13 protein-coding genes are annotated in these 11,377 nt (G+C 70.1%); 9 read left to right on the top strand and 4 right to left on the bottom strand.

Annotated elements, in window-relative coordinates:
• The 3 genes from treY to A5655_RS07355 all read left to right on the top strand — a co-directional run.
• Window positions 1–1,669, top strand: a 1,669-nt coding sequence (gene treY, locus A5655_RS07365) for a malto-oligosyltrehalose synthase (RefSeq protein ID WP_067007497.1), incomplete at its 5' end; no start/stop codon positions are given.
• Window positions 1,662–3,395 carry a malto-oligosyltrehalose trehalohydrolase gene (gene treZ, locus A5655_RS07360; protein WP_067007492.1) on the top strand — a complete coding sequence of 578 codons (1,734 nt, stop codon included), beginning with the start codon at window positions 1,662–1,664 and terminating at the stop codon, window positions 3,393–3,395. The genes treY and treZ, both read left to right, overlap by 8 nt.
• An 84-nt stretch (window positions 3,396–3,479) precedes the next feature.
• Window positions 3,480–4,394, top strand: a complete 915-nt coding sequence (locus tag A5655_RS07355) for an SAM-dependent methyltransferase (RefSeq protein ID WP_067007489.1) — start codon at window positions 3,480–3,482, stop codon at window positions 4,392–4,394.
• On the opposite strand, the gene A5655_RS07350 is transcribed toward A5655_RS07355, so the two are convergent.
• Complete coding sequence (locus A5655_RS07350) at window positions 4,391–5,062, bottom strand: response regulator transcription factor (RefSeq protein WP_067007485.1); 672 nt, start codon at window positions 5,060–5,062, stop codon at window positions 4,391–4,393. The genes A5655_RS07355 and A5655_RS07350 overlap by 4 nt on opposite strands.
• Window positions 5,063–5,168: 106 nt before the next feature.
• Here A5655_RS07350 and A5655_RS28220 point away from each other — a divergent pair, with 106 nt between their 5' ends.
• The 4 genes from A5655_RS28220 to A5655_RS07335 all read left to right on the top strand — a co-directional run bounded on the left by A5655_RS28220 (window position 5,169) and on the right by A5655_RS07335 (window position 7,081).
• Window positions 5,169–5,324: a DUF6131 family protein gene (locus A5655_RS28220; RefSeq protein ID WP_197508622.1), complete on the top strand. Its 156-nt coding sequence runs from the start codon at window positions 5,169–5,171 to the stop codon at window positions 5,322–5,324.
• 84 nt (window positions 5,325–5,408) lie between these two features.
• Complete coding sequence (locus A5655_RS07345) at window positions 5,409–5,984, top strand: hypothetical protein (RefSeq protein ID WP_067007482.1); 576 nt, start codon at window positions 5,409–5,411, stop codon at window positions 5,982–5,984.
• Complete coding sequence (locus A5655_RS07340; protein WP_067007480.1) at window positions 5,981–6,457, top strand: hypothetical protein; 477 nt, start codon at window positions 5,981–5,983, stop codon at window positions 6,455–6,457. Before A5655_RS07345 ends, A5655_RS07340 begins: the two co-directional genes overlap by 4 nt.
• A gap of 36 nt (window positions 6,458–6,493) precedes the next feature.
• The gene (locus A5655_RS07335; protein ID WP_067007477.1) at window positions 6,494–7,081 is read left to right on the top strand and encodes a mismatch-specific DNA-glycosylase; all 588 of its coding nucleotides are present in this window, start codon (window positions 6,494–6,496) and stop codon (window positions 7,079–7,081) included.
• Here A5655_RS07335 and A5655_RS07330 read toward each other — a convergent pair.
• Window positions 7,045–7,635, bottom strand: coding sequence for a dihydrofolate reductase family protein (locus A5655_RS07330; RefSeq protein ID WP_067007473.1), 591 nt, complete (start codon window positions 7,633–7,635; stop codon window positions 7,045–7,047). The two genes, A5655_RS07335 and A5655_RS07330, sit on opposite strands and share 37 nt — an antisense overlap.
• Window positions 7,636–7,765: 130 nt before the next feature.
• On the opposite strand from A5655_RS07330, the gene A5655_RS07325 reads away from it, so the two are divergent.
• Complete coding sequence (locus tag A5655_RS07325) at window positions 7,766–8,779, top strand: RNA polymerase subunit sigma-70 (RefSeq protein ID WP_067007494.1); 1,014 nt, start codon at window positions 7,766–7,768, stop codon at window positions 8,777–8,779.
• 5 nt (window positions 8,780–8,784) lie between these two features.
• Here the strand turns inward: A5655_RS07325 and A5655_RS07320 are convergent, their stop codons facing one another.
• Window positions 8,785–10,098, bottom strand: a complete 1,314-nt coding sequence (locus tag A5655_RS07320; RefSeq protein ID WP_067007470.1) for an aminotransferase class I/II-fold pyridoxal phosphate-dependent enzyme — start codon at window positions 10,096–10,098, stop codon at window positions 8,785–8,787.
• A gap of 40 nt (window positions 10,099–10,138) precedes the next feature.
• Between A5655_RS07320 and A5655_RS07315 the strand changes: the two genes are divergently transcribed.
• Window positions 10,139–10,789 (top strand): pyridoxamine 5'-phosphate oxidase family protein, encoded by a 651-nt coding sequence (locus tag A5655_RS07315; protein ID WP_067007467.1) that lies wholly within the window; start codon window positions 10,139–10,141, stop codon window positions 10,787–10,789.
• On the opposite strand, the gene A5655_RS07310 is transcribed toward A5655_RS07315, so the two are convergent.
• On the bottom strand, window positions 10,781–11,377 hold a 597-nt coding region (locus A5655_RS07310), incomplete at its 5' end, for a phosphatase PAP2 family protein (protein WP_156764752.1). The genes A5655_RS07315 and A5655_RS07310 overlap by 9 nt on opposite strands.

Raw genomic sequence — 11,377 nt, 5'->3', positions numbered from 1 at the left:
GCAGGAAGACCGCGCGGTGTTCGACGCCAGCCACGCCGAAGTCGCCCGCTGGTTCGGCGAGGGACTCGTCGACGGCGTGCGCATCGACCACCCCGACGGATTGTCCGATCCCTGCGGATATCTGGCGCGGCTGCGCGAGCTTCTCGGGCCCGACGCGTGGATCGCGATCGAGAAGATCCTCGCCGTCGACGAGGCCCTCGAACCGACGCTGCCGGTCGCCGGCACCACCGGCTACGACGTGCTCCGGCAGGTGGGCGGCGTCTTCGTCGACCCGGCCGGTGAAGAGGCGCTCACGGCGCTCGTCGACTCGACGGGGCTGGATTACGACGCCATGCCGGGACTGCTCGCCGAGCTCAAGACCCGCGCGGCCACGGTGACGCTGGCCAGCGAGCTGGCCCGGCTGCGACGGGCGGTCGCGGCGACGGCGGGCACCGATCACCCGCAGCTGCCCGAGGCGATCGCCGCCCTCCTCACCCACATCGGCGTGTACCGCAGCGACTACCCCGGCCTGGTCGCCCTGCTGCCCACCGCGTTCGCCGAAACCGAGGCGCAGTCACCGGAATTGGGGCCCGCGCTGCAGGTGCTGGCCGCGGCGCTGGCCGACGGCGGCGAGCCGGCCACCCGGCTGCAGCAGCTCTGCGGCGCGGTGACCGCCAAGGCCGTCGAGGACTGCCTGTTCTACCGCGACGCGCGGCTGGTCTCGCTCAACGAGGTGGGCGGCGAACCGCACCGCTTCGGCGTCGGCCTCGCGGAGTTTCACCACAGCGCCGCCGACCGCGCCCGGTTGTGGCCGCAGACGATGACGACGCTGACCACCCATGACACCAAACGCGGCGAGGACGTGCGGGCCCGCATCGGCGTGCTGTCCCAGGTGCCGTCGCTGTGGACGGAGTTCCTGGCCCGCTGGGAGGTCAAGGCCCCCTCCCCCGATCCCGCGACCGGACAGTTCCTGTGGCAGAACATCTTCGGGGTGTGGCCGGTGAACGGCCAAGTCACCGGGGAACTGCGCGCCCGGCTGCACGCCTACGCCGAGAAGGCCATCCGGGAAGCGGCCTGGCACACCTCGTGGAACGACCCGGACGCCGCCTTCGAGCACGCGGTGCACCGTTGGCTGGACACGGTCCTCGACGGCCCAGTGGCCGGCCAGCTGACCGAGCTGGTCGCCCAACTCAATCCGCACGGCGCGAGCGACGCGCTCGGCCAGAAGCTGCTCGCGCTCACCGTGCCCGGAACACCCGATGTCTACCAGGGCACCGAGCTGTGGGACGACAGCCTGGTCGACCCGGACAACCGGCGTCCCGTCGACTATGCCGCCCGACGGGCCGCGCTGAAAGACTTGCAGCACCCGAAGATTCGCGTGGTCGCCACGGCGCTTCGGGTGCGGCGCTCCCGCCCGGAGACGTTCCTGCGGGGCGGTTACCGCCCGGTGCTCGCCCACGGCGAGGCCGCCGACCATGTCGTGGCGTTTCGCCGCGGGGACGACGTGCTGGTCGCGGTGACCCGCTGGACCGTGCGGCTGGCGGAAAAGGGCTGGGGCAACACGGTGGTGCCGCTGCCCGAGGGCACCTGGACCGACGCGCTCAACGGCGCCGTGGCCAGCGGGGCTACCTCGGCCGCCCAACTGTTCTCGGACCTGCCCGTCGTGTTGCTGGAGCGCCGGCATGACTGAATTCCGGGTCTGGGCGCCCAAACCCGCGCTGGTGCGGCTCGATCTGAACGGCGCGGCGCACCCGATGGCGCGGTCCGACGACGGGTGGTGGCACGCGGACGTCGACGCCGCGCCCGGGGCGCGGTATGGATACCTGCTCGACGACGACCCCACCGTGCTGCCCGACCCGCGCTCGCCCCGCCAGCCCGACGGCGTGCACGCCCGGTCGCAGCTGTGGGACCCCGCCGGCGCGGCCTGGACCGACGGCGACTGGCCGGGGCGGTCGGTGCAGGGGGCGGTGATCTACGAGTTGCACGTGGGCACGTTCACCGCCGCCGGCACGTTCGACTCGGCCGCCGAAAACCTGGACCACTTGGTCGATCTCGGCGTCGACTTCGTCGAGCTGATGCCGGTGAACTCGTTCGCCGGCACCCACGGCTGGGGGTACGACGGCGTGCTGTGGTACAGCGTGCACGAACCCTACGGCGGCCCCGACGGCCTGGTCCGGCTGGTCGACGCCTGCCACGCCCGCGGCCTGGGCGTGCTGATCGACGCGGTGTTCAACCATCTCGGCCCGTCGGGGAACTACCTGCCGCGCTTCGGCCCCTACCTGTCGTCGGGGAGCAACCCGTGGGGTGAGGGCATCAACATCGCCGACGCCGAATCCGACGAGGTGCGCCGCTACATCATCGGCTGCGCGCTGCGCTGGATGCGCGACTACCACGCCGACGGGCTGCGGCTCGACGCCGTCCACGCGCTGGTTGACACCACGGCCATCCACATTCTCGAGGAACTCGCCACCGAAACCGACCTGCTGTCAAGCCAACTGGGCCGCCCGCTGTCGCTGATCGCCGAAAGCGACCTCAACGACCCGCGGTTGATCACCCCGCGCGACCGCAACGGCTTCGGGCTGGCCGCGCAGTGGGCCGACGACATCCACCACGCCATCCACACCGCCGTGTCGGGCGAACGCCAGGGCTACTACGCCGACTTCGGCTCGCTGGCCACGCTGGCGGAAACGTTGCGGCGCGGCTATTTCCACGCCGGCACCTACTCGTCGTTCCGGCACCGCCGCCATGGGCGACCCCTGGACACCGCGACCATCCCGGCCACCCGGCTGGTCGCCTATACCTGTACCCACGACCAGGTCGGCAATCGAGCGCTCGGGGATCGCCCCTCGCAGAACCTGACCGTTGGTCAGCTGGCGGTCAAGGCGGCGCTTGTCCTCGGATCGCCCTACACCGCAATGCTTTTCATGGGCGAGGAATGGGGTGCGTCGACACCGTTCCAGTTCTTCAGCTCGCATCCCGAACCGGAGCTGGCGCGGGCCACGGCCGAGGGGCGCAAGGCCGAATTCGCCGACCACGGCTGGAGCGCCGACGACATCCCCGACCCCCAGGATCCCGAGACGTTTCAGCGCTCCAAGCTGCGCTGGGACGAGGTCGGCTCCGGCGAGCACGCCCGTCTGCTGGGCACCTACCGGGAACTGATCGCGCTGCGGAGCCGCGACGCCGACATGGCCGATCCGTGGCTGGACCACCTCGTCGTCGAATACGACGAAGCCGAGCGCTGGATCACGCTCCACCGCGGCGGATTACGCATCGCCTGCAACCTGGCCGCCGAGCCGGTGACCGTGCCGGTGACCGGCGAGCTGGTCCTCGCCTGGGGTGAACCGGAGGTCGGGGCCGACAGCGCCAAGCTGCCCGCGCATTCGTTCGCCATCCTGTCGGTGCGCGAGCACGCGTAGCGACCCGCCGCCGCGGCACGCGTACAGTGGAGACATCACTTAAACGAACTAAGTAACTCCCGACTACGTAAAAGAGGTTCGCGGATGACCCGCACCGAAAACGACACCTGGGATCTGGCGTCCAGCGTGGGCGCGACGGCAACGGCCGTCGCCGCATCGCGCGCGATGGCGTCCCGGGGCCCGGATCCCCTGCTCGACGACCCGTGGGCCGACCCGCTCGTGCGCGCGGTCGGCATCGACACCTTCGTCAAGCTGATCGACGGCGAGATCGGGCCCGCCGAGGACGATCCCCTGCTCAACCGCCGGGCCATGAACGAGCAGATCACCGTGCGCACCCGCTTCTTCGACGACTTCTTCCTGCGGGCCACGGGCTCGGGCATCAGGCAGGCCGTGATCCTGGCGTCCGGCCTGGATACCCGGGCGTACCGGCTCAACTGGCCGGCCGGCACGGTGGTCTACGAGATCGACCAGCCCGAGGTCGTCGACTTCAAGACGCGGACTCTGGCCGGCCTGGGCGCCGAACCGGCCGCGCAGCGCCGCACGGTCGCCATCGACCTGCGCGACGACTGGCCCTCGGCGCTGGCCGCGGCCGGCCTCGACGCCGCCCAGCCGACCGCCTGGAGCGCCGAGGGGCTGCTGGTGTACCTGCCGCCGGACGCCCAGGACCGCCTGTTCGACAACATCGTCGCACTCTCGGCGCCGGGCAGCCGGATTGCGACCGAACACATGGACATCCGCAACGCTCCCCCGGACTGGGCGCAACGGCTGACGGAGCGGTCGCGCCGCATCGGGTCCAACATCAACCTCGCCGAGCTGTTCTACACCGGCGAGCGCAACACCGCGGCGGAATACCTCACCGGGCACGGCTGGCGGGTGGACATCCAAACCACCGAAGAGATCTATGCCGCCAACGGGTTCGAGTTGCCCAACGACGAGCTGGCCGCCTTCGGTGGCGGCTCCGGCTACCTGACGGCGACGTTGGGCGAAGCCTCGGCCTAGGGGCCGCCGCGCCAGTGTTCGATGCGGTGATGATCGGGCGTGAAGCCGTGGTCGACCCCCCACAGCACGGCCTGGGTGCGGCTCGCGACGCCCAGCTTGCGGTAGACCGTGCGGATGTAGGACTTGACGGTGTTCGGGCTCAGGTAGGTCAGTCGCGCGATGTCGGAATTGCTCCTGCCTTGGGTGATCAGTGCCAGGATCTCCGCCTCGCGGTCGCTTAGCCCCTCGCCGCGGCCGGGCCAGTCCAGCCCCGGCGCGCTGCGGGCGCGCGGAGCCACATCGCTGATGACCTCCTCGCCGGAATGCACGGCCTCCAGCGCGGCGACGAGTTCGCGCGCGGGCAAGGTCTTGGAGAGGTAGCCATGCGCGCCCTGCCGGCGGGCGCTCTCGACGAGGTCGGGGTGGAAGTTCCAGGTGTAAACCACAACTCGGTGCGCCCGAGGGTTGGCTACCAGGGCCGCGATTTCCTCGTGGTCGGATTCGGGTTGGGCGAACGAGTCGTACAAGACGATGTCGACGGTGTCCTCGACGGGCATGGTGGAGTCGAGCTCCGCGATGACGACCCGGTCGCGGTACGGGTCGAGCATGTTGGCCACGCCCTTCACGACGACGTCGTAGTCGTCGACCAGCGCGACCGAGATCGGCGCATGAGACGGCGAGGACGGCATGCCCGGAACATTACCTACCTAGGGGTGTATTGCTACCTCCCTTTCGGGTGGTCGACTTGGCTGAGCGTCGGGGTAGCCAGTCACACCAAAAGGGAAGGGATTTCTCATGATCATCCTCGGCATCGTCCTGCTCGTCGCGGGATTTCTGCTCAAGATTTCCGTCCTCTGGACCATCGGGATCATCCTGCTGGTGATCGGCGCCATCTTGGCGATCGTCGGCCACACCGGGCACGCCATCGGCGGCCGCCGCCACTACTTCTAGATCCCCGCCACCTTTTCGACCGCCGGCGAGCGTTTGCCCCGTCGTCCGCCCGGTTATTCGACATGAGTACGAGAGGAGCGCGAGATGCCCACTTGGGAATGGATTTTGATCGGTGCCTCCGTCGTCATCGTGATCGCCGCGGTGCTCGTCGCGGCGACCGTGGCGAACAGTCGCCGGAAAACGCGGCGGCTGAAGCAGCACTATGGCGCCGAATACGAGCGACTGGTATCCGAGGCCGGAGGCCAACAGGCGGCGGAGAAGGAACTGATCGCCCGGGAACGCAAGCGGGAGAAACTCGACATCGTCCCGTTGCGGCCCGCGGCCCGATCCGACTTCACCACCCGCTGGCAGCAGGTGCAGACCCGATTTGTCGACGATCCGGCGACCGCGGTCGGCGTCGCCGACCGGCTGGTGACCGACGTCATGCACGAACGGGGTTACCCGGTCGATGATTTCGATGAGCGGGCGGCCGACATTTCGGTCGACCATCCGCAGATCGTCCAGAATTACCGCGCCGCGCACGGCATCCACGTGTCGCAGGAGCGCGGTGACGTCAGCACCGAGCAGCTGCGGGAGGCGTTCGTCCACTATCGGGCGCTCTTCGAGAAGCTGCTCGAGACCACAGCCGAGAACGACACCTCAAAGGAGAGAAGCGCATGACCATGCACGAGCATCAGACCCAGACGACCGGTTCGTACGACCAATCACAGGACGCGCCCGCGGAAACGGTCCCGGAGGGCGAGCGTGCGGACGCGGCCGACGCTTCGACGGCCGAACCGATGGAGCCACCGGCGGAAGCGTCATCCCCCGCCGAAGCTCCGCCGCCTCCGGAGGATTCGGATGCGCAGGACCGATCCTCCGCGCCGGACACGCTTTTCGCCGACGAGGAGCTCGCGGAACTGCGCGCCCGCTGGGCCGGGGTGCAGGCCGCCTTCGTCGATGACCCCAAGGACTGCGTCCAAAAGGCCGACGTCCTCGTGTCCGATCTGGTCGAGCAGCTCACCGACGGTTTCGCGCACGCGCGCTCCCGCCTCGAAGAACAGTGGGCACGGGGCGAGGAAGCCTCCACCGAAGACCTCCGCGTGGCCCTGATGCACTACCGCGAATTCTTCGAGCGGTTGCTCGCCGTCTGACGGCGCACCACCCAGGCCGGTTTGCAATACTGCCTCGTGGACTATGCCGCGCGGGACGAGGTCCGATTTACCCGGGATGAGCTGAAACGGTTCCGCGGCAAGACCCTGCCGGACCTGATATCCGATCGGGTCCGGCTGCTGTTCGTCGGGATCAACCCGGGCCTGAGAAGCGTTGCCGTGCAAGCCCATTTCGCTCCCCGGGGCAATCGGTTCTGGCCGGCGCTGTTCCGTGCCGGCGTCACCGATCATCTGATCGACGCCTCGGCCGGGTTCACGCCCGCCGACCGGCAGTACCTGTTGGACCTCGGAATCGGCATCACGAGCCTCGTCGAGCGGGCGACCGCGGGCGCGGACGAGCTGACGGTCGCCGAATTCGTCGAAAGCAGAAGCAAACTGGACGGCATGGTTCGCAAATACTGCCCGCGGGTGGTCGCCGTACTGGGGGTCACCGCGTATCGCGACGCCTTCGGCGACCGCCTGGCGAAGCCGGGCATTCAGGCGTCGCCTTACCCCGCCACCGAGCTGTGGGTGCTGCCGAATCCGAGCGGGCGCAACGCCCACGCGTCGTTGCCGCGCCTCGCGGACGCCTACGGCGAGGTGGCCCGGGCCGCCGGCATCCGGTAGGTGAGCATGGCCAAACCGTCACCGACGGTGCGGGTGTCGACGAGGCGCACGCGTCTCTCGCGCTGCGACTCGGCGAACAGGCGCTCGCCGGCGCCGAGCACGAACGGGTAGACCATCAGCCGCAGCTCGTCGACGAGGTCGTGCGCAACCAACGTGTGCACGAGTTGAAAGCTGGCGTAGACGACGATGTCCCCGTCGATGATTCGCCGCAAGGTCGAGACCGCATCTACCACGCCGCCCGATAACACCGTCGCGTTGTTCCAGCCAGGATCTTGAAGCGTTGCCGACACGATGTACTTGGGGATGCAGTTCAGCCGGTCGGCCCATTGACCGCTGCGCGATGGCCACCGCGCGGCGAAAAACTGGTAGGTGCGCCGGCCGAGCAGCAGGGCTTCGGCGCCCAACGCCTCGTCGAGTTCGAGCTTGGCCCACTCCGCGCGGTCCTTGTCACCGACCCGGCCGAACCAGCCCCCGCGCCCGAATCCCTCGTCACCCGTCGGGTCCTGGCCGACTCCGTCGAGTGTGACGTTCTCGCTGACGATGATCCTTCCCATCTGTTGCCCTCTCGAGTTGGCGTGTTGAGTTACCACTAGTGGAGACACCGCGAACGTCGACAGGGTGGCGCCCGTCCGATGCCCCGTTTGCCGGTCCGCCGGTGTCTACATGTGAGTGAAAGGTGACGCGATGGTGATACCGAGCGACCTGATTGCCCGGGCGCGCGCCGGCGACGGCAAGGCGTTCCAGGAGCTGACCGAGCCGTACCGCCGGGAGTTGCAGGTGCACTGCTACCGGATGCTCGGATCCCTGCAGGACGCCGAAGACGCCACGCAAGACACGCTGCTGGCCGCCTGGCAAGGCGTCGAGGGCTTCGAGGAACGCGCCTCGCTGCGCACTTGGCTCTACCGGATTGCCACCAACCGCTGTCTCAACGCCCGTCGCTCGGCGAGCCGACGCCGGGCAAAGGAGTGGGATGTGCCCCGAGTTGAACCGCCCGAGCCGACGCGGCTCGGCGAAATCGTTTGGCTCGAGCCATTTCCCGACGTCCTCCGCGACGGCGTCGCCGACGCGGCGCCCGGTCCGGAAGCGCGCTACGAACAAGCCGAAGCAATCTCCCTGGCTTTCATCGCCGCGCTTCAGGCGCTACCGCCCCGTCAGATCGCCGTGCTCATCCTTCGCGACGTCCTCGGATTCCGCGGGGACGAAGTTGCCGAGATGCTCGGCTCGACTGTCGAATCGGTCAAAAGCACCCTCAAACGGGCGCGTGCCAGCCTCGATCGCAACCGGCCCACGAACGCCGACCGCCCGCCGCCACCCGCCCCCGACTCACCCGCCGAGGGCGCGATCGTGACGAGGTTCGTCCGCGCCTGGGAATCGGCTGACGTCGACGCGCTGGTGACGCTGCTGACTGACGACGTCTTCATGTCGATGCCACCGATGCCCTTCGAATACGAGGGCCGAGACGTCGTGGCCCGCTTCTGCGCGAGCCTGTTCGGCGCGGGTCGCAGGTTCGACCTCGCGCCGACCCGCGCCAACGGTCAGCCGGCGTTCGGCGCCTATCTACGCAGCGGCACCGGCGTGCGTCACGGGGTCGGCCTCTATGTCCTCGGTCTTAGCGGCGACTGGATCTGTGCCATGACCCGATTTGAGAAAAACGTGCTTCCCTGGTTCGGGCTGCCGCGATCGCTGCCGGGGTCGTAAACCGCCTACACGCTGGGACGGCCCGTAGCCAACACCGCCTCGGCGATCGCGTCGGCCAGCGGGTCGATCTCGGCCGCGCCCAAATCCGCGACGGTGACGCGGATTCCGGGCGAGCTGCGAATCCGGAACCGGGCGCCCGGCGCCGCGGCCCAGCCCGCGCCGAGCAGCCGCGTGATCGCGACCGTCTCGTCGGGCACCGGGACCCATACGTTGAGCCCCGAGCGCCCGTGGGCGGCGACGTCGCGCTCGGCCAGCGCGGCGCGCAGTCGCGTCCGGTTGTCGGCGTATTGCCTTTCTGCCTCGCCGACCAGGCGCGACGCCGCTTCGTCGAACCACAGGCCGACGGCGAGATCCTGCAACAGGTGGCTCACCCAGCCCGGGCCGAGGCGCAGGCGGCCGTGCACGCGCTCGACGGTGCGGCGGTCCCCGGCGAGGACGGCGACGCGCAGGTCCGGCCCGTAGGCCTTGGACGCCGACCGCACGAACGCCCAGTGGCCGGTCGATCCGGCCAGCGTGTGCAGCGGCGCCCCGGCGATGCCCGCGCAGTGGTCGTCCTCGACGAGCAGCACCTCGCCGGCGCGGGCGGCCAGCATTCCGCGGAGCTTGTCCGCGCGATCCGCGGAGAGCGCCGCCCCGGTCGGGTTGTGCGCGCGGGTGGTGACGACCACGGCCCGCGCGCCGCGTCCGAGCGCCCGGGGCAGGTCGGCGACCAGCGGGCCGTCGTCGTCGACGCGCACCGGCTCCGCCGAAAGACCAAGGGCGGCAAGCAGGTCCAGCAGGTTGGCCCACCCCGGATCCTCCACGGCCACCCGGTCGCCAGGGCGCAGGTGCGCGGTAAGCGCCCGCTCGATGCCATCCAGCGCGCCGCTGGTCACCGCCAGGTGATCGGCCGGGACGCCGTCCGCGGCGAGCGCCGCGCGGGCATGGTCGACCAACTCGGGCGACATCGCCGGCTCGCCGTAAAGCAGCGGCCTGGGGCGCGGGACCCGGGCGGAGGCGATCGGCAGCAGCGCCGGGTCGGGATTGCCCGTCGACAGGTCGCGCACGCCGGCGGGAACGTCGAGCCCCAGCAGCGAACGGGGCGTCGTCGCCGGGCGGTGCCGCACCCGGGTGCCGCGCCGCCCCGCGGTCTCGACCGCCCCGCGATCGCGCAGCATGCGGTAGGCGGCGGCCACCGTGTTGGCGTTCACGCCGAGGCGGCCCGCCAGGTCGCGGATCGGCGGCAGCGCCTCGCCGGGCGCCAGGGAGCCGTGGGAGATGGCCTCCTCGACGTTGGCGGCTATGGATTCCGCGCCCGTCCCCGTATGTTGTACTGGCACGAGAATAATTATGTACTAGAACAATATCGAAGGCAATCCATTGGAAACCGCGTACCGCCCCACGCCCCGAACCACGCCCACCCGCTACCGCGAACGCGCGCGCTACGACCGCCCCACGGTCCACGCGATCCTGGACGAGGCCCTGATCTGTCACCTGGGCTACCCGGGCACCGACGGACCGGTGGTGTTGCCGACGACGCATGTCCGCCTCGGCGAGACGCTTTACCTGCACGGTTCCACCGGCGGTGGCCCCCTGCTCGCCGCCAAGGCGGCGCCGTCGGGCCTGCCCGTGTGCGTCACCGTCACCCTCGTCGACGGGTTGGTGCTGGCGCGCTCGGCCATGCACCATTCGGTGAACTTCCGCTCGGTGGTCGTGCTGGGCTCCGCGCGGGTGGTCGACGATCCCGCGGAGAAGTTGCGCGCGCTGCGCGGCCTGCTCGACCACATCCGGCCCGGCCGTGCCGACGACTGCCGCAATCCCAACGCGCGCGAACTCGCCGCGACCGGGATGCTCGCGCTGGACCTGGCCGAGGTCTCGGCCAAGGTGCGCGCCGACGGGCTGGTCGACGATCCGGAGGACGGCGCGCTGCCGCACTGGGCCGGCGTGGTGCCGCTGCGCCTGACGGCCGGGGCGCCGGTGCCGGCCGACGACCTGGACCCCGCTATCCCGGTGCCGTCGTACCTAACCTGACGTCGCGCGACGCGTCCGCCGGGCGTCGGTCCACCACGACCCGACCAGCATGACGATGCCGGCCCAGGCGACGCCCAGCAGCCAGCCGGCCAGCACATCGCTGACGTAGTGCACTCCCAGATAGACGCGCGAGTACCCGATCACCAGCGCCGAGCCGATCGCCAACGCCCAGACGATCACCCGCGCCGTCCATCCGCCGATCAGCCAGCGGGTCATCATCCAGGCGGACAGGACCATGATCGCGGCGGTGCCGGTCGCGTGCCCGGAGGGAAAGGAGAACCCGTCGGCGGCGACCGCGGCGAAGGGCAGGGGCGGGCGTTGCCGGCCCACCAAGGCCTTGGCGGTGAACAGCACCAGCGCCATCCCGCCGCCTCCCACCAGAGCCAGCGCCAGGGGACGCCACGACCGGCATCGCCAGCCGGCGACGACGGCAACCGTGAGCGCGAGCGCGGTAAGGAACAGGGGATCGCCTCCGGCGGTGACCACCCGCAGCGTCGTGGTGAGCCACAGATCGCGGTGGGCTTCACCGAGGTCCTCGACGACGTGCTCGAGGGCGACGGCATCGCGGGAATCGACCAACCCGCGGCA

It is taken from the genome of Mycobacterium sp. 1081908.1 (assembly GCF_001673535.1).
In the GTDB taxonomy this organism is placed as follows: domain Bacteria; phylum Actinomycetota; class Actinomycetes; order Mycobacteriales; family Mycobacteriaceae; genus Mycobacterium.
The sequence above is the reverse complement of the archived record's forward strand: the minus strand, read 5'-3'. Positions and strand labels throughout refer to the sequence as shown.

What these genes read in the sequence shown, in the direction of transcription:
- A5655_RS07355 (WP_067007489.1), top strand. Translation starts at nt 3,480, where the DNA reads ATGACCCGCACCGAAAACGACACCTGGGATCTGGCGTCCAGCGTGGGC.
- A5655_RS28220 (WP_197508622.1), top strand. Translation starts at nt 5,169, where the DNA reads ATGATCATCCTCGGCATCGTCCTGCTCGTCGCGGGATTTCTGCTCAAG.
- A5655_RS07340 (WP_067007480.1), top strand. Translation starts at nt 5,981, where the DNA reads ATGACCATGCACGAGCATCAGACCCAGACGACCGGTTCGTACGACCAA.
- A5655_RS07350 (WP_067007485.1), bottom strand. Translation starts at nt 5,062, where the DNA reads ATGCCGTCCTCGCCGTCTCATGCGCCGATCTCGGTCGCGCTGGTCGAC.
- treZ (WP_067007492.1), top strand. Translation starts at nt 1,662, where the DNA reads ATGACTGAATTCCGGGTCTGGGCGCCCAAACCCGCGCTGGTGCGGCTC.
- A5655_RS07325 (WP_067007494.1), top strand. Translation starts at nt 7,766, where the DNA reads ATGGTGATACCGAGCGACCTGATTGCCCGGGCGCGCGCCGGCGACGGC.
- A5655_RS07345 (WP_067007482.1), top strand. Translation starts at nt 5,409, where the DNA reads ATGCCCACTTGGGAATGGATTTTGATCGGTGCCTCCGTCGTCATCGTG.
- A5655_RS07330 (WP_067007473.1), bottom strand. Translation starts at nt 7,635, where the DNA reads ATGGGAAGGATCATCGTCAGCGAGAACGTCACACTCGACGGAGTCGGC.